General features: G+C 66.3%; 20 protein-coding genes. 10 read left to right on the top strand and 10 right to left on the bottom strand.

Annotation, left to right across the window (positions count from 1 at the left end):
- Positions 1–8: 8 nt before the first annotated feature.
- Positions 9–1,535, top strand: coding sequence for a PepSY domain-containing protein (locus tag L1081_RS26250; RefSeq protein WP_489417565.1), 1,527 nt, complete (start codon positions 9–11; stop codon positions 1,533–1,535).
- A gap of 76 nt (positions 1,536–1,611) precedes the next feature.
- Positions 1,612–3,612 (top strand): phosphatase PAP2 family protein, encoded by a 2,001-nt coding sequence (locus L1081_RS26245; protein ID WP_489417564.1) that lies wholly within the window; start codon positions 1,612–1,614, stop codon positions 3,610–3,612.
- Positions 3,613–3,642: 30 nt separating this feature from the next.
- Here the strand turns inward: L1081_RS26245 and L1081_RS26240 are convergent, their stop codons facing one another.
- The 9 genes from L1081_RS26240 to L1081_RS26200 all read right to left on the bottom strand — a co-directional run bounded on the left by L1081_RS26240 (position 3,643) and on the right by L1081_RS26200 (position 14,869).
- Complete coding sequence (locus tag L1081_RS26240) at positions 3,643–4,788, bottom strand: SMP-30/gluconolactonase/LRE family protein (RefSeq protein WP_489417987.1); 1,146 nt, start codon at positions 4,786–4,788, stop codon at positions 3,643–3,645.
- Between the two features lie 301 nt (positions 4,789–5,089).
- Entirely contained in the window at positions 5,090–6,046 is a 957-nt protein-coding gene (locus tag L1081_RS26235; protein ID WP_489417563.1) for a substrate-binding domain-containing protein, read from the bottom strand.
- A 73-nt stretch (positions 6,047–6,119) separates the two neighbouring features.
- Complete coding sequence (locus L1081_RS26230) at positions 6,120–7,163, bottom strand: ABC transporter permease subunit (protein WP_489417562.1); 1,044 nt, start codon at positions 7,161–7,163, stop codon at positions 6,120–6,122.
- Positions 7,144–8,628, bottom strand: a complete 1,485-nt coding sequence (locus L1081_RS26225; protein WP_489417561.1) for an ATP-binding cassette domain-containing protein — start codon at positions 8,626–8,628, stop codon at positions 7,144–7,146. Before L1081_RS26225 ends, L1081_RS26230 begins: the two co-directional genes overlap by 20 nt.
- A 34-nt stretch (positions 8,629–8,662) precedes the next feature.
- Complete coding sequence (locus L1081_RS26220; RefSeq protein ID WP_489417560.1) at positions 8,663–9,847, bottom strand: Gfo/Idh/MocA family protein; 1,185 nt, start codon at positions 9,845–9,847, stop codon at positions 8,663–8,665.
- Positions 9,844–10,914, bottom strand: coding sequence for a TIM barrel protein (locus L1081_RS26215; RefSeq protein WP_489417559.1), 1,071 nt, complete (start codon positions 10,912–10,914; stop codon positions 9,844–9,846). Before L1081_RS26215 ends, L1081_RS26220 begins: the two co-directional genes overlap by 4 nt.
- Before the next feature lie 25 nt (positions 10,915–10,939).
- Positions 10,940–12,304 carry a xylose isomerase gene (xylA, locus tag L1081_RS26210; RefSeq protein WP_489417558.1) on the bottom strand — a complete coding sequence of 455 codons (1,365 nt, stop codon included), beginning with the start codon at positions 12,302–12,304 and terminating at the stop codon, positions 10,940–10,942.
- 31 nt (positions 12,305–12,335) lie between these two features.
- Entirely contained in the window at positions 12,336–13,823 is a 1,488-nt protein-coding gene (gene xylB / locus L1081_RS26205; RefSeq protein ID WP_489417986.1) for a xylulokinase, read from the bottom strand.
- Complete coding sequence (locus tag L1081_RS26200; RefSeq protein WP_489417557.1) at positions 13,823–14,869, bottom strand: substrate-binding domain-containing protein; 1,047 nt, start codon at positions 14,867–14,869, stop codon at positions 13,823–13,825. Before L1081_RS26200 ends, xylB begins: the two co-directional genes overlap by 1 nt.
- 175 nt (positions 14,870–15,044) lie before the next feature.
- On the opposite strand from L1081_RS26200, the gene L1081_RS26195 reads away from it, so the two are divergent.
- The 5 genes from L1081_RS26195 to L1081_RS26175 all read left to right on the top strand — a co-directional run bounded on the left by L1081_RS26195 (position 15,045) and on the right by L1081_RS26175 (position 18,941).
- Positions 15,045–15,305 (top strand): hypothetical protein, encoded by a 261-nt coding sequence (locus L1081_RS26195; RefSeq protein WP_489417556.1) that lies wholly within the window; start codon positions 15,045–15,047, stop codon positions 15,303–15,305.
- Positions 15,302–15,967 carry a haloacid dehalogenase type II gene (locus L1081_RS26190; protein WP_489417555.1) on the top strand — a complete coding sequence of 222 codons (666 nt, stop codon included), beginning with the start codon at positions 15,302–15,304 and terminating at the stop codon, positions 15,965–15,967. The genes L1081_RS26195 and L1081_RS26190 overlap by 4 nt, the downstream gene beginning before the upstream one ends.
- 92 nt (positions 15,968–16,059) lie before the next feature.
- A complete protein-coding gene (locus tag L1081_RS26185) occupies positions 16,060–17,070 on the top strand; it encodes a phosphotransferase (protein WP_489417985.1) in 1,011 nt (336 codons plus the stop codon).
- On the top strand, positions 17,067–18,410 hold the full coding sequence (locus tag L1081_RS26180; RefSeq protein ID WP_489417554.1) for an aminotransferase class III-fold pyridoxal phosphate-dependent enzyme: 1,344 nt from the start codon (positions 17,067–17,069) through the stop codon (positions 18,408–18,410). Before L1081_RS26185 ends, L1081_RS26180 begins: the two co-directional genes overlap by 4 nt.
- A 30-nt stretch (positions 18,411–18,440) precedes the next feature.
- A complete protein-coding gene (locus L1081_RS26175; protein ID WP_489417553.1) occupies positions 18,441–18,941 on the top strand; it encodes a winged helix-turn-helix transcriptional regulator in 501 nt (166 codons plus the stop codon).
- 270 nt (positions 18,942–19,211) lie between these two features.
- On the opposite strand, the gene L1081_RS26170 is transcribed toward L1081_RS26175, so the two are convergent.
- Positions 19,212–20,246, bottom strand: a complete 1,035-nt coding sequence (locus L1081_RS26170; RefSeq protein ID WP_489417552.1) for a LysR substrate-binding domain-containing protein — start codon at positions 20,244–20,246, stop codon at positions 19,212–19,214.
- A 141-nt stretch (positions 20,247–20,387) separates the two neighbouring features.
- Here L1081_RS26170 and L1081_RS26165 point away from each other — a divergent pair, with 141 nt between their 5' ends.
- From L1081_RS26165 to L1081_RS26155, 3 genes are all read left to right on the top strand, one after another.
- Positions 20,388–20,555: a hypothetical protein gene (locus tag L1081_RS26165; RefSeq protein ID WP_489417551.1), complete on the top strand. Its 168-nt coding sequence runs from the start codon at positions 20,388–20,390 to the stop codon at positions 20,553–20,555.
- Between the two features lie 21 nt (positions 20,556–20,576).
- A complete protein-coding gene (locus L1081_RS26160) occupies positions 20,577–21,791 on the top strand; it encodes a fumarylacetoacetate hydrolase family protein (RefSeq protein ID WP_489417550.1) in 1,215 nt (404 codons plus the stop codon).
- A 152-nt stretch (positions 21,792–21,943) separates the two neighbouring features.
- Entirely contained in the window at positions 21,944–24,703 is a 2,760-nt protein-coding gene (locus L1081_RS26155; protein ID WP_489417549.1) for an endo-1,4-beta-xylanase, read from the top strand.
- Positions 24,704–24,717 lie beyond the last annotated feature (14 nt).

Here is a 24,717-nt window from a genome sequence, read left to right as displayed (position 1 = left end):
GCCTCAAGATGTCGCTGGGCAAGCGTATGAAACGCCTGACCTACCTCGTCCACCGCTGGACGGGCATGGGGGCATGCGTGCTGATGGCACTGTGGTTCGTGAGCGGCGTGGTGATGCTGTTCGTGGGCTACCCGAAGCTCACGCCGTGGGAGCGGATGCGGGCACTGCCCGCGCTCGATCCCGCCCGGTGCTGCGTGCCGGTCGGCGTGGCGTTGTCCGCGAGCGGCGCAAGCGGACGCGCGCAGGAGGTCGTCCTGACCAGCGTGGGTGGACGGCCGGCTTACCGCGTCCGCGCGGCCGCGGGCGAATACCTGCTCGTCGACGCCGCCGAAGGGAGGCCGCTGCCGCCGGTCGATGCCCGTTCGGCACTGGGCGCGGCGAGGCTCTTTGTCGCCGGGACCGACGGCCAATACCTGGGCCTCGTCCAGGAGGATCGATGGACGCACTCGCGCGGCCTCGATGCACACCGCCCGCTGCACGTCGTGCAGATGGGTGACGCGGCGCACACGCTGCTGTACGTCTCTTCCACCACTGGCCAGGTGGTGATGGATGCACCGCGCGCGCAGCGGATGTGGAACCATGTCGGCGCGTGGCTGCATTGGGTCTACATGTTCCGCGACCGGTCTATCGACCCAGGCTGGAGCTGGATCGTGATCGTGCTGTCCGCCGTGTGCCTCCTCACATCGGTCACGGGGACGGTGACCGGCATCTGGCGTTGGCGCTTCAGTGGCCGCTACAAGTCGGGCTCCCGTTCTCCTTACCGCGAGTTCCATCTGCGTTGGCACCACGTGCTGGGGCTGGCCTTCGCGTCGATCGTCTTCGCATGGATCTTCAGCGGCCTGATGTCGATGAACCCGGCAGGTATCTTCGACGCCAGGGGGCCCCGTCCTGACATGGCGCAGTACCGCGGAGGCACCCCCGAGGCAACGCGCCTGGATATTCCCGTGGCTCGAATCCTCACGCTCCTGCAAGCCGCGCGCTTTGATGCAAGCGAACTCGAATGGCGGCTGCTCGACGGGCGTCCGTTCGTTCTTGCACGCAATGCCGCCAACGACACTCGCCTGGTCGTGCAGAAGGAGGGCCGGTATCGCGTGCTCGACCGATGGCCCCAGGCGGATCTCCTGCGTGCGGCGAGGCGGCTGCTTGCTGCGCCCATCCTGGTGCAGGAGGAACTCGACAGCTACGACGCGTACTACTACGAGAGACAGCCCGAGGCGATGATGGGCGCCGCACAGCGCCGTCTGCCGGTGGTGCGGCTTCGCTTCGGCGATCCTCACGACAGCTGGGTGTACCTGGACGCCCGAACGGGAGACGTGGCGCTGAGTGCGGACAGATCGCAGCGCGCGGGCCGATGGCTTTTCAGTTTCCTGCACAGCTGGGACCTGCCGGCCATGCTGCGTGCGGCGGCCTTGCGAGAGGCCGTGCTGATCGTCCTCAGCCTCGGGGGATTGCTGGTCAGCGTGACGGGCATCGTGATCGGGTACCGGCGCGTGTCGACCTGGATCACTCAAGCCAGGGCAGGCCGCGCCAGATGATTATTAATAGAAATGACTTGTTGGGTGGATAGATTGCGCGGTCCGCTTGCGTTTTCAAATCTTCATTCATCTCGCCATGCCGTCCCTCTCGTCTTTCAGCCGACCCTTTGCCATCACCCTGGTCGCGGCACTCTGCCTCTCGGCATGCGGCGGTGGCAGCGACGGCGGCGCCTCGTTTCCCATCGTCGGCACGCCGCCGGCCACCACGAACCCGCCCGCCGTTGCCGTCGCCGGTCCGCCGAAAGACCTGGGATTCACGGACACCGCACCGGTGCCCGATCAAGTTGCCGTGCCGCCCTTCGTCGACAACGCCGCGACCAACCAGCGCGGCGATGCACGCTATGCAACGAAGGAAACCAATGCCGGCGTGCGCGTGCTGGCCGGCTTTCTCGACTTCTGGCAACCCAGCACGCTGCTGGTCGACGCGGGCGTCTCGGCGCCTGCGCAGGGCAGCTTCCCGGCCATCGTTCCTTCGACGTGGAGCGGCATTCCGGGCGACGCCAGCGATGGCAAGATCCTCAACGCCGCAGTGCTGGGCAGCAACGTCCAGTACGTCATCGACGCCACCAATGCGCGCACCAGTGCGCAGGAGCTGGCCGCCTACCTGGACGACCGCCGCGGCAAGGGCTACAGCATCAGCGACGGCATGGGTCCGCTCACCAGCGCCTGGCGCGCCGCCACGCAGCAGAGCACCACCATCAATGGCATCGCCGCCGACGCCACCACCGTGCTCTACAACGACACCGGCAAGGACATCGGCGTGGCCGGTGCCGCCAACCCCACCTTCGGCACCGTGGTGGACCTGCTCAACAACATCGGCGAGAACGCCTCCACCGAGCCCGCCAAGCGCTATTTCAAGTACGCGCGCCCATGGCGCTGGAGCAGCAGCGTGAAGGTGGTGCCTGCGCTGGAGCCCGCCAAGAGCGGCACGCCCACCACCGACGGCGGCTTCGTGAGCGGCCACACGGCCGAGGCCGTACGCAAGGCGATTGCGTTCGGCTACGTCGTGCCGCAGCGGTTCCAGGAGATGGTGGCACGGGGCCTCGAGCTCGGCGAGAACCGCATCCTGTCGGGCATGCATTCGCCGCTGGATGTGATCGGCGGGCGCGTGCAGGGTCAGGCCGCGGCGGCCGCGAGCCTGGCCACCGGGGCCAACGTCGCGCGCAAGAGCGCGGCGTATGAGCAGGCGCAGTCGGTGCTGATGGCGGCCGTGGGGGCGAGCGATGCCGCCGCGTTCAACAGCTTTGCCCATTCGCAGGATGCCGCGGCCGACCGCTTCGCCGACCATGCCGCGAGCAAGGCCGACTACCTGCGCCGCCTGACCTTCGGCTTCAAGCCGGTGGCCGATATCACCAAGCCTGCCGTGGTGCCCAAGGGCGCCGAAGTGCTTCTCGAAACGCGCCTGCCGTACCTCGACGCCGCGCAGCGCCGCGTGGTGCTCAAGACCACCGCAGTGGCTTCGGGCTACCCGGTGATGGACGACCCCGAAGGCTGGGGCCGGCTCAACCTGTTCGACGCGGCCGACGGCTACGGCGTCTTCAACGGCGACGTGGTCGTGACCATGGATGCCAGCCTCGGCGGCTTCCATGCGCAGGACAGCTGGCGCAACAACATCTCAGGCGCCGGCAAGCTCACCAAGAAGGGCAGCGGCACGCTCGCGCTCGGTGGCAGCAACAGCTATGCGGGCGGCACGCAGCTCGCGGAGGGCACGCTGCAGGCGGATACCGCAGATGCGTTCGGCAAGGGCAATGTCTACGTCGGCGGCGGCACGCTGGTCTGCAACGCAGCTTCGACAGTCATGATGGCGGGCGCCTACACGCAGTTGGCGGGCACGGTGCTGCAACTGAACCTGGGCGGCGGCGGCGGTGCCGGCCGCCTGAACGTGGCCGGCGTGGCTGCCCTCGACGGAACGCTCAATTTGAGCTTCAAGCCCGGTTTTGCGCCCGGCGCGGGCGACACGCTCACGGTCATCAGCAGCGGTGCCCTGACCGGTCGGTTCTCGGCCATCAACGCGCCGGGCTTCAAGGTCACGCCGACCTATACGGGAACGCAGCTCATCGTGCGCTTCGACGCTTGATCTGGCGCTGGAACGCAGCGCAGCCCCGCCTTACGCCGGCGCCGCGCCCTGGGTCGCCGTGTAGACGGCATACAGCGACTGGCTGGCCGCCATGAACAGGCGGTTGCGCTTGGGGCCGCCGAAGCAGACGTTGCCGCAGACCTCCGGCAGCCGGATGCGCCCGATCAGCCGGCCTTGCGGCGTCCATATCGTGACGCCGCTGTAGCCCACGCTGCGGCCCGCATTGCTGGAGCACCACAGGTTGCCGTCGACGTCGGCGCGCACGCCATCGGGGCCGCACTTCACGCCATCGACCATGAAGTTGCTGAAGAGCTTGCCGTTGTGGAGCTTGTTGTCCGAGCCGACGTCGAACACGTACATGTCGCCCTTGCCGCCGGCGATGGTGTCGCCCGGTCCCTGCCCGGTGCTGACGACATAGAGCTTCTTGAAGTCGGGCGAGAAGCACAGGCCGTTCGGGTCCGGCACCAGGTCTTCGCCGGCGACCTGCGTGAGCGTTCCGCTCTTGTCGAGGCGGTAGACCGCGGTCGGCAGTTCGCGCTTGTACGAACCGATCTCGGGCGGCTGCCCGAGCTTCGGATTGAGCCGGCCGGCCTTGTTCGCGGGCCCGCCCGCGGCATCGACCGTGCCCTCGTAGAGCTGGGCGCCGTAGGGCGGATCGGTGAACCAGTAGCTGCCATCGGGATGCGGGACGATGTCGTTGGGCGAGTTGAGCCGCTTGCCGTTGAAGCTCGAGGCGAGGACGGTCACCGAGCCGTCGAGCTCGTAGCGCACCACGCGCCGCGTCAGATGCTCGCAGGACAGCTGCCTTCCCTGGTAGTCGAAGGAGTTGCCGTTGCTGTTGTTGGAAGGCGCGCGGAACACGCTGACGTGGCCGTCGTCCTCGCTCCATCGCAGTTGGCGGTTGTTCGGGATGTCGCTCCAGACCAGAAAACGGCCGACCGAATTCCATGCCGGTCCTTCGGACCACAGCGCGCCGGTCCACAGCCGCTGGATCGGCGCATTGGGCTGGCGCAGGCCATCGAACGCCGGATCGACGGTGAGCACGTCGGGATCGGTGAAGTAGGTGGTAGGAGCCCCGCGCGGGCTGAAGTCGCGCGGAGGCTGGGTGATGGTGCTCGGCGGCGCAGCCGGCCCGCCGGAGGCGGCCTGCGCGTGAGCCCATCGCGGCAGGACGATGGAGGCGCCTACCCCGGCCCCCACGCCGCGAAGAAGCCTGCGGCGTAGTACCGAACTATTCACTATCGAATCGATTTTTTCTTGTGCCACGACTCACTCCATGAAAACGATGGAAGAAGCGTTGGAGAACGCGAGCCCGCAAAGCCGGTCGCATGCTACGCGCTTCTCCAGCGCTGCACCAGATTGCATCACTGAAGGCGGTACTGATCGTCTAGAGCCGAGCTATTTCCGACCCGAGCCGGTCCAGGCCTTCTTCCGTTCCGCGGATGCGCTCGGCGACGAGCGGTTGTGTCAGCAGCTCTCAGAAAGGCGAATCCGGAAAGTAGTATTTGGAGGCGTTCTCTTTGGTGACCAGCACCGAGGGAATGATCGTCGTGGCGGGCATTGCGCTCCCCTTGATGCGGGCCTCGGCCGTGGCCTTCATGGCATCCGCGATCATGCTCGGCGCATAGGTCACATCGGCGCTGACGATGGGATCGCCATCCATGACCTTCTTGATGTAGTCCTTGGAGCCTGCCCCGCCCACGACGAGCTTCACGTCGCTGCGCTTGGCCTGGGCGATGGCCTTCTGCACGCCCACGGCCATGTCGTCGTCGGAGGCCCAGACCGCATCGATCTGCTTGAAGCGCGTGAGGTAGTCCTGCATGACCTTGAAGGCGTCGTCCCGGTTCCAGTTGCCGTGCTTGGCGTCGAGCACCTTGATGTTCGGGTAGGCCTTCATCACTTCGTTGAACGCATCGACGCGCTGGTTGTCGATGACCGTGGGAATGCCGCGCAAGATCACGAGATTGCCTGCGCCTCCCAAGGTCTTGGCCATGTACTCGGCGGCGACCTTGCCGAATCCGGGGTTGTCACCCGCGACGTAGGCGCTCTGCGCACTCGGGTCGGTCAAGCCCCGATCGACCACCGTCACGAACACGCCCTTGTTCTTCACCTGGGCCACCGGCTTGGTCAGCGGTGCCGACTCAAAGGGAAGAATCACCAGCGTGTCGATCTTGTTGACCGTCTGGAGATCCTGCACCTGGTTGGCCTGCTCCGTGGCGGAACCTGCGGTCTTCACGATCACCTTGGCGCCGGGGTACTGCTTTTCCAGTTCGGACTTGGTGCGATTGGCCCAGTACACCACGCCGCCGGTCCAGCCATGCGTTGCCGCGGGGACCGACACGCCCATCACCAGCTTGGTGTCGGCGAACGCCGGTGCGCCACCAGCCATCGCGCATGCGGCCAGTACGATGGAAGAGAAAATTCTTCTGTTCATGGATGTCTCCTTCTTTCATGGATCTTCGAGGCGGGAATGGCTCGCTGGCCCGACGGGCTGCGCGGCCGGAAGTTCATCGTCGCCCTCGTTGCAGGAAGGCCACGACGATGATCACGAAGCCCTGCACCGCTGCGTTCAGGTAGACGCTGATGATGCTGGTGAGGTTGAGGATGTTGCCGATGACCGACAGCAGCACCGCGCCGACCACGGTGCCCACGATGCGGCCGTGCCCGCCCTTGAGTGCGGTACCGCCGACGATCACGGCGGCAATGGCCTCGAGCTCCCAGAGCAGCCCGGTGGAGGGCGATGCCGAGCCCAGACGCGGCACGTAGAGCAGGGTGGCGACGCCCACGCAGATGCCCAGCAGCACATAGGTGCAGATCTTGATGCGGTTCACCGCGACCGCCGCGTAGCGCGCCACCTGCTCGTTCGAGCCGATGGCCTGCACGTAGCGGCCATAGCTGGTGCGGTTGAGCAGCAGCATCCCGGCCAGTGCCACCGCCGCGAACACCCAGATCGGGATCGGCACGCCCAGCCAGGCCCCGTAGTAGACCGGGCCGTAGGCATCGGCCAGCGTGTTGTCCAGCGTGAGCGCGCCGCCGTTGGAGAAATAGGTGAGATACGCACGGAAGATGCCCAGCGTGCCCAGGGTCACGATGAAGGGCTCGATGCGCCCCTTGGTGATGAGCAGCCCATGCACCAGCCCGAACGCGGCGCCCAGCGTCAATGCGACCGCCATGCCGGCCAGCACCGCGGTCCCCGGGCTGCCGGCAAGCGGCGCGACCCAGTTCATCACCATGATCACCGAACCGGCGATGAGGGCGGCCATCGAGCCCACGGACAGGTCGATTCCCCCCGAGGTGATGACGAAGCACATGCCCACCGCGATGATGCCGATGAAGGCGGTGCGCGTGAGCACGTTCATCGCGTTGTCCCAGGTCGCGAAGTCCGGGTTGAGCAAGCCGCCGGCGATGCACAGCAACACCAGGCCGATGACAGGACCCGCGTCGCGCAGACGTACGCGCAATTGCCTGGCGGCTTGCCGTGCAGACGCTGGCGCGGTGGGGTCGGGGAGACCGGCAGCAGTCTGCACGGAATCAGTGAGTGCCGGTGGCATGGGCGATAAGCTCCTCTTCGGTCAGGTGGTCGGCGTCCAGCGTGGCCTGCAGGGCGCCCGCGCGCATCACGGCGACGCGATGGCACAAGCCGATCAGTTCCATCAGCTCCGACGAGATGACGACCACGGCGCGGCCCTCGGCCGCCAGGCGCTGGATCAGAAAATAGATGTCGCGCTTGGCGCCCACGTCGACGCCGCGCGTGGGTTCATCCAGCACCACGACACGCGGGCCGGGCTGCAGAACCTTGGCCATGGCCAGCTTCTGCTGGTTGCCGCCGGAGAGCGCACCTGCCGTTGCATCGAGCGTGCCGGTGCGGATACCGAAATCGGACACGGCCCGCTCGAGCGCGCGGCGTTCGGAACGCGGATCGAGCCACGGCCTGGCATGGCGCTCCAGGTTCATCAGCGTCAGGTTTTCCTGGAGCGACATGTGGATGTGCAGGCCGCAGCCCTTGCGGTCTTCGCTGAGGTAGGTCAGGCCTTCGCGCGCTGCCTCGCGCGGATCGCGGAAGGCCACCACGCGCCCGCCGAGCTGCACCTCGCCGCCGGCGCGCTTGCGCAGCCCCAACAAGGATTCGAAGAGCTCGGTGCGACCGGCGCCGACCAGCCCCGCGAAGCCGAGGATCTCGCCCGGGCGCACGTCGAAGCTGACATCGCGCACCCAGCCCGGCAGCGACAGCCCGCGTACCGACAACAGGGGGGCGGCGAGCGGCGGTGCGAGGCGGGGCGGAAACATGTCCGACAGCTCGCGGCCCACCATGAGGTTGGCCATCTGGTGCCTCGTGTGCTGCGCCGTCTGCCCGCGCATGACGAAGCGGCCGTCGCGCATGACGACGATCTCGTCGGTCATGCGCTCCACCTCGTCGAGCTTGTGCGAGATGTAGACCACGGTCACGCCCTGAGCGCGCAGTCGCCCAATCAGCGCGAACAGGCGCTGCGTCTCCGATGGCGTCAGCGTGGCGGTGGGCTCGTCCATCACGAGCAGGCGCGCTTGGCGCGACAAGGCCTTGGCGATTTCCACCAGCTGCTTTTCGGCCACGATCAGGTCGCCCGTGCGGGTATCGGGGTCGACGTGCAGTCCCACCTCCTGCAGCACCTCGCGTGCGGCACGCCGCATGCGGCTCTCGTCGAGCAACAGGCCCCGGCGCAGCTCGCGGCCCAGGAAGATGTTCTGAGCGACCGTCAGGTCATCGGCCAGGTTGAACTCCTGGTGAATCAGCACGATGCCTGCGTCCTCGGCCTCGCGCGAACTGGCGAAGTGCCGCACCGCGCCGTCGATCTCCAGGCTGCCTGCGCTCGGGGACTCGTAACCCGAGAGGATCTTCATCAGCGTGGATTTGCCCGCGCCGTTCTCGCCCAGAAGCCCGACCATGCGACCGGGTTCGAGCTCGAAGCTCACGCCGTGCAGCACGCGCACCGGGCCGAAGTCCTTGACCACCTCGTTGAAGCGCACGCGCAGGCTCACGGGCGCACCCTCCCTGCGTCCGCCGCGAGGCGCTTCATGCCGTCACCTCTACCCACGCGCCGCCCCGGGAAGACGAGTGCACCGCCGCCTCGATGAACGCCATGCCGTGCGCACCGTCTTCGATGGTGGGGAACACGATGTCGGGCGGCAGCACCGAGCCATCGCGCGCAGCGCGCAGGGCCTGCGCGATCTCGGCGTAGACGGTGGCGAATCCTTCCAGGTAGCCCTCGGGATGGCCGGAAGGCAGCCGCGTCACGCGCGCCGCATCGGCGTTGGCCGCGGCGGTGCCGCGCGAGACGGTCTGCGACGGCTGCCCGTAGGGTGACCAGAGCAATTGGTTGGGGTGTTCCTGGCACCACTCGATGCCGCCCCGGCTGCCGTAGATTCGCAGCCGAAGGCCGTTCTCGTTGCCCGGTGCGACCTGGCTGGCCCACAGCATGCCGCGCGCGCCGCCCGCAAAGCGAAGCATCACCTGCACGTTGTCATCCAGCGCGCGGCCCGTCACGAAGGTGCTCAACTCGGCGCACAGCGACTGCGCCTGCAGGCCGCTGACGAAGCTCGCCAGGTGATAGGCGTGGGTCCCGATATCGCCGATGCAGCCTCCCGCGCCGGCACGCGCCGGGTCGGTGCGCCAGGCGGCCTGCTTCTGCCCCGTGGCCTCGAGCGATTCGGTCAGCCAGTCCTGTGCGTACTCGACCTGTACCACGCGGATCTCGCCCAGGGCGCCCTCGCGCACCAGGCGGCGCGCGTGGCGCACCATCGGGTAGCCGCTGTAGTTGTAGGTCACGGCCAGCACGAGCCCGCGCGCGCGCGCCAGCTCGCGCAGCCGCTGGGCCTGCGCCAGCGTGTTGGTCACGGGCTTGTCGCAGATCACATGGATGCCGGCTTCGAGAAAAACCTCGGCGGCCGATGCATGCTGGTCGTTGGGCGTGACGATGGCCACGGCCTCGATGCCGTCGGCGCCGCGTGCGGCTTCCTCGCGCGCCATGGCACGGTAGTCGGGGTAGGCGCGGGCCAGGCCCAGCGCATGCGCCGAACGCAAGGCCTTTTCCGGGGTGGAAGAGAGCGCGCCGGCCACCAGTTCGTAGTGGTCGTCCAGGCGCGCGGCGATGCGGTGAACAGCGCCGATGAACGCGCCTTCGCCGCCACCCACCATGCCCAGGCGGATGCGCCGGCCGCGCGCGGCGAAGCTTGCGTCGGAAGCGCCTTCGATGGTCATGGCGCTCTTTCCAGCAGGCCGAGCATGCGCTGCAGCTGTTGCGGGTCGGTGGCTGCACCGGCGAAATCGTCGAAGGCCTTTTCCGTCACGCGGATGATGTGGCGGCGGATGAACTCCGCACCTTCGGCTGCCCCGGCTTCGGGGTGCTTGAGGCAGCACTCCCACTCCAGCACGGCCCAGCTGTCGTAGTCGTACTGGGCCATCTTGGAGAAGATGGCGCCAAAGTCCACCTGGCCGTCGCCCAGCGAGCGAAAGCGTCCCGCGCGGTCGACCCAGGGCTGGTAGCCCGAGTACACGCCCTGGCGCCCGGTGGGACGGAACTCGGCATCCTTGACGTGCAGCGCTTTGATGCGCGAGTGGTAGATGTCGATGAACGCGAGATAGTCCAGCTGCTGCAGCAGGAAATGCGAGGGGTCGTAGTTGATGCAGCAGCGCGGGTGCTGGTTCACGCGATCCAGGAACATCTCGAAAGTCGTGCCATCGAACAGGTCCTCGCCCGGGTGCAACTCGAAGCAGACGTTGCAGTCGGCGTCCTCGAACGCATCGAAGATCGGCTTCCAGCGCTTGGCGAGTTCGTCGAACGCGGCCTCGATCAGGCCGGCGGGGCGCTGCGGCCACGGGTACAGGTAGGGCCAGGCCAGTGCGCCCGGAAAGCTCACGTTGCTCTTGAGGTTCAGCCGGCGCGACGCCTTGGCCGACAGCACCATCTGCTGCACCGCCCAGGCCTGTCGCGCCTTCGGGTTGCGCCGCACCGCCTCGGGGGCAAAGCCGTCGAAAGCCTCGTCGTAGGCGGGGTGCACCGCCACCAGCTGTCCCTGCAGATGGGTGCCCAGTTCGGTGATCTCGACACCGTTCTCCCGTGCCACGCCTGCCACCTCGTCGCAATAGGTTTGCGATTCCGCGGCCTTGTCCAGGTCGAAGATGCGCTTGTCCCACGAGGGGATCTGCACGCCCTTGAAGCCAAGACCGCCGGCCCAGCGCGTGATGGCGTGCCAGGAATCGAAGGGCGCGGTGTCGCTTGCGAACTGCGCGAGATAGATGCCTGGTCCCTTGATGTTGCTTGCCATGTGATTGCCTCTCGTGGTCCGGGTTTCAGAAATAGCCGCTGACCAGGTGCTCCAGCCGCTCCTGCTGTCCGGAGCGCGGCTGCGGTTCAGTGCCTTGGGTTTCGACATCGCGCGCCAGTGCCTCCAGCGAATGGTCGCCCTGCAGGATGGCGCGCCCGCGCTGCGTGTCCCAGCCCTGGTAGCGGGATTGCACGTGCCGTTGCAGCGCGCCGTCCTGCACCATCTTCTCGGCCACCAGCAGGCCGCGCGCGCACAGATCCATCGCGGTGGCGTGGGCCCACACCAGGTCGTCGGGCTCGATCGACTGGCGGCGCAGCTTCGCGTCGAAGTTCAGGCCGCCCTGGCCAATGCCGCCGGCCTTGAGCACTTCGTACAACGCACCCGCCACGTGCTGCAGGTTGTTCGGGAACTGGTCGGTGTCCCAACCCAGCATCTCGTCGCCGCGATTCATGTCCAGCGAGCCGAAGATGCCAAGCGCGGCGGACAGCGCGATCTCGTGCTCGAAGGTGTGTCCGGCCAGCAGTGCGTGGTTCTGCTCCAGGTTGACCTTGATTTCCTTCTCCAGTCCGTTCGCCTTCAGGAAGCCGTACACGGTGCCCACGTCGTAGTCGTACTGGTGCTTGGTCGGTTCCGCCGGCTTGGGTTCGATCAGGATCTGGCCGGTGAAGCCGATTTTGTGCTTGTGCTCGACCACCAGGTTCAGGAAGCGCCCGAGCTGTGCCAGTTCGCGCTTGAGATCGGTGTTGAGCAGGGTCTCGTAGCCCTCGCGCCCGCCCCACAGCACGTAGTTGTGTCCCTTGAGCCGATGCGTGGCCTCCAGCACGCTCTTCACCTGCGCGGCGGCGTAGGCGAACACGTCCGGATCGGGATTGGTGGCGGCACCAGCCATGTAGCGCCGGTTGCTGAAGAGATTCGCCGTCCCCCACAGCAGTTTCACGCCGGTCTCATCCATCTTGCGTTCAAACACGCCGACGATGCGCTCGAGGTTGTCGTTCGATTCGCGCAGCGTTGCCCCTTCCGGGGCCACGTCGCGGTCGTGGAAGGTGAAGAAGGGCGAGTCGACCAGGCGGAACAGGTCGAAGGCGACGTCGGCCTTGTGCAGTGCCTGCGCCATCGGGTCGCCGGCGCCGTGCCAGGGCCGCAGGAAGCTCGGGTCGCCGAAGGGGTCGCTGCCATTGCCGACGAAGCTGTGCCAATAGCAGGTTGCGAAGCGCAGCTGGTCTTCCATGCGCTTGCCCAGCACCAGTCGGTTCTTGTCGTAGTAGCGGTAGGCGAAGGGCTCGTTGGCGGTGGGCTGGAAGCCTTCGCCGCGAAATGCGATGGGCTGCTGGAAGGAGAAGTAGGAACCCCGCTTGGCGATCGCCGGGGGTGCTGGGTCGAGGGTCTGCATGAAGGGCGTTCTTCCTGAAAGGTTGAAGGAATCAAGCGGCCTGGGCCGTTGGAGAAAAAAGTGCCGGCGCCTGTGGCGCCGCCACCTGGCGTGCCAGGCCATACAGCGCTTGCCAGCGGCGATGCGCTTCGTCGTAGAGCGGTTGGCGGGCACGGTCGGGCTCGAAGCTGCGCAGTCGGCGCGGCTTGCCGAAGTCGCTGCCGCCGCCCGCCGCCGCGCGAGCCAGCCGGGCGGCACCGAGCGCACATCCGTGCTCGCCGCCCTCGACCTGATGCAGAGGCATCCCCAGCACGTCCGCCAATATCTGGCTCCACTGCGCGGAGCGTGCGCCGCCGCCGAGCAGATCGGCTTCGTGCAACTGCGTGCCGGATGCGGCGAGCGCGTCTCGTGCGTCGCGGAAGGCATAGGTCACGCCTTCCAGCACGGCCTGGGTCATGGCCGGCCGCTCGGTGTCGGCCGAGAGATGCAGGAAGCCGCCGCGAACGTCGACGTCGTTGTGCGGGGTGCGATCACCGCACAAGTAGGGCGCGAACCAGCACGACGACGGGCCTGTGTGGCGGTCGTCCAGTTCTGCGAGCAGCTGCGCCTCGGTCGTGCCGCTCACCCGCGCCCACCACGTCAGCGATGCAGCGGCCGAAAGCTGCACGCCCATCTGGTGCCACAGGTCGGGCACGGCGTGGCAGAAGGCATGCACACCTTGGTCGGCCGCCGGCGCGAAACTGGCGGTCGTGGCCCACAGCACGCCGGAGGTGCCGAGCGAGACAAAGGCATCGCCGGCCTTGACAGCACCCACGCCCACGGCGCCAGCGGCGTTGTCGCCTGCGCCGCCCGCGACGACCGGCACCTGTTCAAAGCGCCAGCGCATGACCCATTCATTGCGCAGGACGCCGGCCGGGTCCGTGCCTTCGACCAGGGCCGGCATCTGGGCTTCCGAGAGCCCGCAGGCGGCCAGCAGCGTGGGCGACCACCGGCGCCGAGCCACGTCCAGCCACAGCGTGCCCGAGGCGTCGGACATTTCCTCGATGAATTCGCCCGTGAACTTCCATCGCAACCAGGCCTTGGGCAGCAGCACCTTGGCGATGCGCGCGAAGACCTCGGGCTCGTGCTCGCGCACCCAGAGCAGCTTGGGTGCCGTGAAGCCGGCCATCGCGGTATTGCCTGCCAGCCGGCGCAACTCGAGGCCAGGGGCTTCCAGCTGTGCGCAGTGCGCGGCGCTGCGGCCGTCGTTCCACAAGATGCACGGACGAAGCACCTCGTCATTCGCGTCGAGCAGCGTGGCGCCATGCATCTGGCCCGAGAGGCCGATGCCGCGCACGGCCGCCAGGACGCGGGGGTGCTCGGCTGCCAGCTGGTCAAGGCAGCGCTCGGTGGCCTGCCACCATTGCTCGGGGTGCTGTTCCGACCAGCCCGCCGCAGGCCGCTGCACCGTCAGCGGCGCCGTGGCAGTGGCCACGGTGACGTCGCCGTCCAGCAGCAGCGCCTTCATGCCCGATGTGCCCAGGTCGAGGCCCAAGGTGATCACGGCAGGTTGTCCTTGAGGTAGATGTCGATGCGGATGCGCTCCTGATCCGCCAGCACCGGCCCCTTGGACCAGTGAGCCAGGGCCAGCCGCAGTGCGGAGCGAATCTCGTGGCCGGCGTCCTGGTTGATGACGGCGTCCATCGTGCCGTGCAGCAGGTCCGCGCGGGAGTCGGGCGTGAGCTCGTGGCCGACGAACACGGTCTCGAGCGCGCGGCCGGCGGCGCGAAGCGCGGCGGAAATGCCGCCGTTGCCGGCGCCCGCGCTGTAGATCGCGGCCAGGTCCGGGTGGGCGCGGAGCAGCTGGGTCGTCAGCGCTTCGTTGCGCGCGGGATCGTCCTGGCCTTCGACGGGCTGCAGGACGACCAGATGCGGGTGTTCCTGGGCCATCACCTGGTTGAAGCCGAAGTAGCGTTCCGCATGGTCGCGAAGCGACAGGCTGCCGAGGAGAACGGCCACCTTGGACGGGCGCTTGCCGACGAAACGGCCGATGAGCGTGGCCGCTGTGCGGCCGGCCGCCGTGTTGTCGATGCCCACGTAGTGCTGCCGAATGGAAGAGGGTACATCCGAGACCAGCGTGATGACGATCGTGCCGGCCTGCGTCAGCAGGTCGATCGCCGACCGAACCACGGGATGGTCCAGCGCCATCACCACCACGGCATCGCGGCGGCCCTTCTGCGCGAGCAGCGCCTTGGCCAGTTCAGCCGGGTTGAAGACGTCGACCGACAGGACCTCCGATTCGATGCGCTGGTCGCGCATCCATTCGGCATTGGCCTCGATCTGTTCACTCAACAACCCGACGAAGCGGTTGCTGCCAGCCGGCAGCAGAAACGCCACCTGCCGCGGATGGGCACGTGCCAGCCGGGCTGCGGCGGGATCCGGCCTGTAGCCCAGCCGGCGTATGGCCGCATGGACCTTGGCCACCGTGGCCGCGCGCACGCCGGGGCGCTGATTTACCACCCGATCGGCCGTCGCCAGACTGACCTGCGCGTCCAGGGCCACGTCTTCCAATGTGGCGCGTACCTTGAGAGAGGGTTTCGACTCCATGGCCGAAAGTTTGAGGTACGTACCTCAAATGCAGCATAGGTGCTTACACCATGTTCTTTTGGAAGGATGATGTGCGCACATCATTTTGTGCTCGATGCCGCGCCCAACGAGGCCGGCAAGAGCACGTTGGCGCGCCATCCGCGCGGCCTTATTCGAGCGCCACCGCTCCACGGCCGTGGAAGACCTGCGGCCTTGGGGGGAGGGCGGCGGTACGGCGCCGCAGGTCGAACTCGATTTTCTGATCGATGGGCAAAGCCACCGGCTCGTGAAGAGCTTTTTCGGCAAGAAGCGCTGCACCCCCGAACAGCGCCGCCAAAAATGCCGCACACCCTTCGGATTGACCAAGAAACTGCTCGGTATCCACAGCGATATGGCATCTCCTGCAGGGGAGGCAAACCTAGACTTGTTTCACCTCAACGCAGCAGGTCTACCATGATCTTCAAACCCAAATTCATCAGCTTCGACTGCTATGGCACGCTCATCAACTTCGAGATGGGTCCTACGGCCAAAGACCTGTTCAAAGACCGGATCTCGGCCGACCGGATGGCGGCGTTCCTGGACAGTTTCAAAGCCTATCGCCTCGATGAGGTGCTTGGCGAGTGGAAGCCGTTTTTCGACGTGGTGGAGAACTCCATCCAGCGTGCCTGCAAGGCACACGGCATCGAATGCCTCGCATCGGATGGAGTCGCTTTGTACGAAGCCGTGCCCACCTGGCAGCCGCACCCGAACGTGGTCGAGGTGCTGGAGGTGATCGCGCCGCACGTGCCGCTGGTGATCCTGTCGAACTCGATGACCGACCTCATCCCTTACAGCGTCGCGCACCTCAAGGCTCCTTTCCACGCGGTCTACACCGCCGAGGAAGCGCGCGCGTACAAGCCGCGCATGCAAGCCTTCGAGCACATGTTCGACCGGCTCGGTTGCGGGCCAGATCAGATGATGCATGTCTCGTCGAGCTTCCGGTATGACCTGATGACGGCCTCCGACCTGGGCTTCATGGCCAAGGCCTTCATCGACCGGGGTCACGAGCCTACGTCGACCGAATACGGCGTGAGCCGCTTGACGGATGTCCGCCAGCTTCCTGCGCTGCTCGGACTCTGATGCCCAGCCTTGACCCCCACCCTGGACCTCAGGGCGCGAGGCCCGAGGGACGCCCAAGCGAAGTTGCCGCGCTGAGCACCGCAGTGCCTAACATGGCGCCAGCCGAGGTGCAGGCGCTGGTGGCGCGCCTCTACGGCATCGACGGCAATGTGAAGTCGCTGGCCGGCGAGCGCGACCAGAACTGCGCCGTGGAGTCTGCCGACGGCACGCGCTACGTGTTCAAGATCAGCAACCCCTCCGAGCCCGTGTCGCTGGTCGATTTCCAGATCGCCGCCCTGGAGCACATCGCCCGCACATCGCCCAGCCAGCCCGTCCCCCGCGTCGTGCGGACGCTGGACGGCCGCACGCGCGACACCGTGATGTTGGCTGACGGCGCTCGAACCACCGTGCGCATGCTTACCTACCTGGAAGGCATCCAGATCCGGGAGACACCGCGCAGAGCCGCGCAACGCGTGGCGATGGGCAAGGGACTGGCCGAACTCAACCTCGCTCTGCAAGGTTTCACGCACCCCGCGGCCACGCACGACCTGCTGTGGAACGTGTCGGCCGCGCACCGTCTGACCGTGCAGCTCGACAGCCTCGTCGAAGGACCACGGCGCGCGCTGGCCCAGTCGTTCATGACGCGCTTCACCGATCACGTGCTGCCCCGCCTCGCGTCGCTCCGGGCGCAGGTGATCCACAACGACTACCACCTCTACAACGTGCTGGTCGCACCGGACGACCCGGCGCGCATCACCGGCATCATCGACTTCGGCGACATGCTCCATGCGCCGCTGGTCGGCGAGGTGGCAACGGCTGCCGCCTTCCACATGACCGGCAGTGCCGACCCGTTCGAGGGAGCGGCGCAATTCGTCGGCGCCTACCAGGCCGTTCTGCCGCTTACTGAACCGGAGCAGGACATCGTCGCCGACCTGATGGCGACGCGCCATCTCATCACGGCGCTGATCTCGGAGTGGCGCGCGTTGCGCTATCCCGAAAACCGCGCCTACATCATGCGCCACAACCCCGCGGCCTGGGAGGCGCTGTCTCAAATGGCAGACCTCTCCCACCACGAAGCGCGCGACCGCTTGTTGACCCCCGCACGAACTGGAACCTCCCTATGAAAACCACCGCTGACTTCAACATGGTCAACGCCTACATCCCCGGCCGTGCCAATGTCGGGCCCGCCACCGAGGCAATGATCGAGAGGCGCAATGCGCTGCTCGGCCCCGCTTACCGGCTCATGTACGAACACCCGCTGCACATCGTGCGCGGTGACGGCGTGTGGCTGATGGACCCGGAAGGCCGCCGCTATCTCGACGTCTACAACAACGTCACCTCGCTCGGCCACTGCCATCCCGCCGTGACCGAGGCGATCTGCCGCCAGGTGAATACACTCGCGACCAACACGCGATACCTTCACGACACGATCCTCGAACTGGCCGAGCGCCTGCTCGCCAGCGTGCCCGGCACCGACCTTGCCCACCTGATGCTGACCTGCACCGGCAGCGAGGCCAACGACCTGGCGTATCGCATCGCCAAGGTGCGCACGGGCGGCACGGGTGTGATCGTCACCGACACGGCCTATCACGGCATCACCGACGCCGTGTCGCAGTTCTCGCCATCGCTCGGGGTGACGGTCGCCCTAGGTCCTCACGTTCGCCTGGTGCCGGCGCCGCGCCAGTACCACGCCGAAGGCGCCGACCTTGGAAAGCGCTTCACGCGCGACGTCGAGGCGGCGATCGCCGACCTTCAGCGCCACGGCATCAAGCCGGCAGCCTTGATCGTCGATTCGCTTTTCACGAGCGACGGCATCCTGCCGGAGCCGGCAGGCTTCCTGAAGGGAGCGGACGAGGCAATCAAACGCGCGGGCGGGCTGTTCATCGCCGACGAGGTGCAGCCGGGCTTCGGCCGTACCGGCGAGCACATGTGGGGCTTCCAGCGCCACGGCCTCGTTCCCGATATCGTTACCTTGGGCAAACCCATGGGCAATGGCCAGCCGATTGCGGGCCTCCTTGCGACAGCCGATGCGCTGGCGGAATTCGGCAAGCACTCGCGCTACTTCAACACCTTTGCCGGCAACACGGTCTCTTGCGCAGCCGCCCTGGCGGTGCTGGAGACCATCGAACGGGAACGGCTGATGCCGCACGCAGCCCAGGTTGGCAAATTGCTGCTCGACGGCATTACCGGACTCGCCGCAAAGCACGAGGCCATCGGCGACGTGCGGGGGGCGGGGCTCTTCGTGGGCGTCGAGCTCGTATCGGACCGAACGACCCGCGCGCCGGAGCGCGGCCTTACCAGCCGGGTGGTCAACCTGATGCGCGACAAAGGCGTGCTGCTCAGCGCCTGCGCCCAGGGACACAACGTGCTCAAGATCCGGCCGCCGCTGGTGCTCTCGGCGGAACAGGCCGGCATGGTGATCGAAGCGCTGGACGAATCGCTCGCCGAGGCGCAGAGCGGGTAGCCCGAGTCGACTTGAACGTACGATGACGCCATGAGATCAGCAGTTTCGTTCGACCGGTTCGACCTCAAGATTCTTGTGCATCTCCAACGCGAGGGTCGCTGCTCGAACGTTGACTTGGCGGAGTCTGTGGGCCTCAGCCCCAGCCCGTGCCTGCTGCGGACCAAGCGACTGCAGGAGACCGGGCTGATCCGAAGCTATGGCGCCGAGATCGCCCTGGAAAAACTGGGCGACCATGTCATCGTGTTCTCGGAGGTCACCCTTGGCAGCCATCGGCCGCATGATTTCAGCAAGTTCGAGGGAGCCGTCGGGAAGTACGAGGAAATCGTCGAGTGGTACAACGTCAGCGGCGGCTACGACTACCTGCTGAAGATCGTGGCGCCGGGCGTCGGCTATTTTCAGTCGCTGATGGAAAGGATGCTGGAGGACGACATCGGCATCGAGCGCTTCGCCAGCCGGATCGTGCTGCGCCAGTCGCTGGGACGCCGCGGGTATCCGCTGGGCATCATCGCGACGAAAAAGCGGTGGGAGTGAGGGGTTGCGTTGCTGGCACAGCCCTCGCCGGCCGCCGGTCAGACCAGCAATTCACGTCGCGCAAATCGCACCAATCGGACTTCTCCGCCCATTCAGCCCGTGGCCGCGGGCGAACTTCAGCTGCGTGACACCCCATTGACGCGCAGGCGGAAGGGCTCGGTGGCGTGGGCCTGGCTCCAAAGCGGCTGTGCTGGTATCGAGGCGCCTCCCGGATGCGCCGCTGCCAGATGCGCTGAAGAACAGCAACCGGGCTGGGCCTCGACCGTCTGATCAACAGCGAGAAGACGCGCGACCCCGTGACTTGGGCCTGGCACCGGGCGCCGCTCTTTCGGCCAATGTCTCTTCGGCCTCGTGGTCCGCCATGTTGCGGATCACGTCCATGAACGCCAGCACGGCCGTGCTGGGGGGCTCGCCTTGCAGCGTGATCAGGCCGAAGTCGGGCATGCGGTTGGGGAGCTCGGCCGCGATGCGCGTCAGCAGCCCGCGCCGTACATACTTGTCCACCAGCGCGGCGGGCTGCAGCGACAGCATGGTCGTGCTCTGCATCAGTTCCAGCGCGAACAGAAACGACGGCGTCTCGACGATGCCCGAGGTGAGCGACAGGCCTGTGCTACGGAAGATGTCATCCGACACCTTGCGCAGCGCCGTGGATGTCGGATACAGAATCCACGGCCAGTTCGACAGTTCCCTCAGCCCAGGGACGTTCGGTCCGCGCAGCGGATGATGCACGCCTGCGGTGATCTGCAACCTTTCACCGGTCAGGTTTTCGTAATGGAACTGGTCGCGCTGAGATTCGTCGGTGAAACGGCCGATCATCACGTCGATCTTGCGCTCGGCCAACCACACGATCAGCTGGTCGCTGCTCTGTTCCAGCACCTTCACCACCAGCAGCGGCCGCAGGCGCTGCAGCTCGGCCACCGCCGCAATCAGCAGATGCGCCGCCGAACCCGAGATGGCGCCGATTGACAAATGGCCGTGCCCTCCCTGTTTCAGGGTGCTGAACTCGTCCACGAACTTGCGGTGGCCGTCCAGTGCCGAGTGCGCATAACGCAAGGTGAAGAGTCCCAGCTCGTTGGGTTGCATGTCGCGCGGCAGGCGATCGAACAAGCGCGCTTCCAGCATCTCCTCGATGTCCATCAACACCTTGGTGGCCGCCGGCTGCGTGATGTACATCTGCTCGGCAGTCAGGCGCAGATTGCGCGTCTTTCCCAGGATGTCGAGGAACTGCAGATGCCGGAAACGCAGACGCGAGACTTGCGCCAGCATCAGGGGTTTATCAGAGGTCTTGCCTGAACTCATCAGCATTTGGAATGGATGCTAGCGAAAAAGTCAGTGGACCGGCAGGGGGCCGTCACCTAGCCTTCGGGTCCATCAAGTACGGCCCGCAGAGAGCCGGCGAGTCGCGGCAAGGTCGCCGCACCCCGCATATCCCATTCCGGAGACATCATGAAATCAGATCATTGGCTCTGGCGGCTGCACTGCTGGCTGCATTGGCCGGCCCCGCCTTGCGCAGTTGGCGGCGGCCTGCGCTGGCTGCAGACCGGCGCCGCCGCGCTGGGCATGGCCCTGAAGTGCCGCCGCATCGCCGAACGCACGCCGCGCCACAACCATTGATCAAGCCCCAAGGAAATCTGAATGACTGCAACAACGACGGCCATGCCGGTGCGCACCGATGGCCTGCGCCAGGTGCTGCCGCAAGACGGCCTGGCCGGAACGCTCGTAGGTCGCGTCTGGCGTGCCGGCACGCCCGCCGGCCCGGCTGTGGTGGTGCTGCGCCCCGATGGCGTGTTCGATCTGAGCAAGCACTTCGCCACCATGAGTACGCTGCTGGAGACCGACCAGCCGGCGCAAGCCGTGCATTCGGTGGCCGGCGAGTTCCTGTGCAGCGTCGATGCGCTGCTCGACAATAGCAGGCCAGAAGGCCAGGACCCCGCCGTTCCCTGGCTGCTGGCGCCCTGCGACCTGCAGGTGGTCAAGGCCGCCGGCGTGACCTTTGCCGGCAGCATGATCGAACGCGTGATCGAGGAGCAGGCCGGCGGCGACGCCAGTCGTGCGCTGGGGCTGCGCAGTCAGGTCACTGCGTTGATCGGCACCAGCCTGTCCGACGTCCGTCCCGGCTCGGCCGAAGCGCTGGCGCTGAAGAACCTGCTGCAGCAGCAGAAGCTCTGGTCGCAATACCTGGAGGTCGGCATCGGGCCCGATGCCGAGGTCTTCACCAAGGCGCCGGTGCTGGCATCGGTGGGGCATGGCCAGGACATCGGCATCCGCGCCGAATCGACCTGGAACAACCCCGAGCCCGAGGTGGTGCTGGCCGTCAGCAGCCGCGGTGACATCGTCGGCGCCGCGCTGGGCAACGACGTCAACCTGCGCGACATCGAAGGCCGCAGCGCGCTGCTGCTCGGCAAAGCCAAGGACAACAACGCGTCCTGCGCTATCGGCCCCTTCATCCGCCTGTTCGATGGCCACTTCGGCCTCGACCAGTTGCGCCGCGAGACGGTGCACCTGCAGGTGACCGGCGACGACGGCTACACGCTGCGAGGCATCAACACCATGGCCAGCATCAGCCGCGACCCGGTCGACTTGGTGGCGCAGACGCTGGCCTGCCACCAGTATCCCGACGGCTTCATGCTGTTCCTGGGCACGCTGTTCGCTCCCACCGAAGACCGGGACGAGCCGGGCGGCGGTTTCACCCACAAGCTGGGCGACGTGGTCAGCATCCACAGCCACTGGCTGGGCAGCCTGAGGAACCGGGTGACGCATTGCGAGGCCGCACCGCCCTGGCGCTTCGGCCTGCGTGCCTTCATCGGCAACCTGGCCGACCGCGGCCTGCTGCAGGGAGCGCGGCTGTGACGGCCGGTCGCCTCATGATTCCTTTCAACCCAAGGAGACAAGCATGCATCTGACCATCGAACGTCGATCTGCGATAAGGCGCACAGGCGTCTGCCGCAGAGCCAGCCATCGAGAACTCTCCGATCGTCGGAATCACCAGGAGGATCGGGATCATGTTCAGCAGACTTGACTTCAAGCGTCTTTTGATTGCGCTGCCAACCGGACTTGTGATCGCGAACGCCGCCTTGGCGGCTGATCGGCCTGCGAACCCTGCCGATTGGCCGGGGCTGAAGGATGTGTACAAGAACTACTTCCTGATCGGCAGCACCAATCTCGACGCGCGCAACTTCGGCTCCGACGTGGTGCCGGGCGAAAACTCGGTCGCCGCCATGACCTTGAAACACTTCAACGCGGTGACGCCCAGCAACGCCATGAAGCCGGATTTCTGGAATGGAGGGATGAGCAATCCAACCCCGAATTTCCTTACCAATTTGACCTCGGGCATCAACGCTGACATCAGCGCGGCCAATGCGCGCGGCGTCAAGGTCACCGGGCACGTGCTGCTCTGGCACAACCAGTCGGCCCAATGGCCCGCCCCCAACGTCCTGACTTCGACTGGCGGATGGGAAACTCCGTGGGACTACGCAACGGCGAAGACGAGTTTGGAGCATTACGTCCGGACCGTGGCCGGCCATTTCGATCGGGAACCCTTCAAGGCCTACTCCTGGGACGTCGTCAACGAAGCGTTCAAAGACAACCCCGACAACCCCGCCGACTGGAGGAACGCCCTCCGAACTGGTTACAGCCCCGAGGAGCGGCCGGCCCGATGGGCCCAAGCCTATGCCAAGGGTGGGAAGAGCTGGGACTACATGTATGACGCTTTCTATTACGCGCGCCAAAACACGACGGCGATCCTGAACTACAACGACTTCAACGACAACGAGAGAGCCTCGAAGGCCACGGCGATCGCTGCGATGGTCAAGGAATTCAATGAACGGTACGCGGCGGAATCGGCCGCAGGCAGAGGGCGGATACTTCTGGATGCCAAGGGGAAACCCAGGCCGCTGATCGACGTCATCGGCACGCAGGGGCACTGGGACATGAGGCTCAACCTGGACGCCTTCGAGAGGACCATCAAGACCTATCTCGAAACCGGGGCGAATGTCGATCTGACCGAGCTGGATCTCGCGCCGACCCTGGGTCTGGACAAAGGCCAGCGGATTCAGAATGGCCCTGAAATGGAGGCCCTGTTCATGGAGCAGGGCATCCAGTACGCGAAACTCTTCAGCCTGCTCAAGGAGTACGCCGCCGGTCCGGGAGGTCGTCACCCTGAGTACAAGGGGGGCGTGCACCGGGTCACCTGGTGGGGGATGACGGACCCGGGCTATCACACCAACGGGTATCCGTGGTCTGGTGTCGGCCGACCGAAGGAGGCGTACTGGGCCACGACGAACCCGGAGCAGTACCTGATCGATGCGGGCTTGCCGCCGAACGGGGTCACCGCGACTTTCAGCTATGGCGGCGAATCCTTCAAAGCCCGGACCTGGGGCGGCAAGAACGCTCAGGCGATGCTCGACATCAACGTGCCGGTCGCCACGAAGAACGTCGTTTTCACCGCTGACAACGTCTCCCTGCCCACGGGGTTTGCCGTTGAGAGCATGAAGTTCAACCCGCCCGACTGCGCTGTGGTTCCCGGCAAACCCTGCCATGTGACGGTGACCGCGAGGGGGCCCGCACCGGCAACTGCCTATGCGGAGAACACGGCGACGTTCGTCCTGTCCTTTGGAAAGATGACCGTCGGGTGGATGGATGCCGCCAATGCACTGGAGGCACCCTTGTCCTATGCGGAAGTTCGCTTCAGCGACGGCGTGACTCCCTTCAAACAGTACAAGACCTCCTATGGGAGCGACGGCATGGCGAGAGCGTCCGGCGTCGCGGAAACGAAGGCTGTGCCGAAACATGGTCGCAACACGCTCGTCCTGTCATCGCAGGACCCGGTCGCCAACCCTTTCGGACTGCGGTTGCACAAGCATGCGGCGACGGAGAAAGCCTGGCGACTCGTCACGAGATTTGAACCCGGAAGGACGTACATGGTCGTGTCCGGGGAGTCGGCTTTCAACGGACAGACGCAGGCCGCTGCTTTGACCAACAGAAGCAAGCCCGCGACGGCGGCCTCGCCGGAATCGCTGTCGCGCACGCCTGTCATCCTCCGTGGCGACATCCTTCTGCCATTGCGCAATTCGAATGCGCCCGCGACTGAGCCCGCGCTGGCCCAGGACAACCTCAAGTTCGTCTTCGAAGAGGCGAAGAGCCCTGCCGCAGGGCCGTACGCCGCCCAGGAAGGGCACACGATGCAGAGCTTCATCCATGGCACCAATGCCTACCCGCATGTCGTGTTCAGGGGCAATGGAGCGAATGGCACCGTCGTGGCGGGTCAGCATTCGCTGATCACGCGACAGACGAACGGCCAAGAGGGTTCGCAGATCGCTGAGAGAGCGCTGGATCAGGCGGTCTGGTTCAACACGCCCATCGACCAGCAGACCGGCGAGATGAAGATGTTCCTGTTTACCGACAAGGACGGTGTCAAGCAACATCATGTTCTGAAGGAAGTGGACGATGGCGAGACGCCGAACAGGGACGCCGGGAACGCCATCAGTCAGCGGCAGGCGTCCGTTGGCGGGTTCGTCGCCATGCAGGCGGAGAGTCCCAAGGAGGGGACGAGTGTCAAGCTCTACGCCTACGACATCGAGCCCTACGCGTCGAACAATGAGCCGCCGCCGCCGACGACGCCGCCGACGACGGAGCCCCCTCCGGCGGTGATGCCGATCGCCTTCCCATTCAGCAGACGCGGCGGATCGCTCGACGCGGGCGACCTCGCGCTGGCGCTGGCCGGCCTCGCGGCGCTTGCGCTCGCCCGCCGCCGTCGGTCCTGAAGCGGTGAAGCCGG

Source organism: Variovorax sp. MSC1_012 (assembly GCF_023667525.1).
GTDB classification, from domain to species: domain Bacteria; phylum Pseudomonadota; class Gammaproteobacteria; order Burkholderiales; family Burkholderiaceae_C; genus Variovorax; species Variovorax beijingensis_B.
The sequence above is the reverse complement of the archived record's forward strand: the minus strand, read 5'-3'. Positions and strand labels throughout refer to the sequence as shown.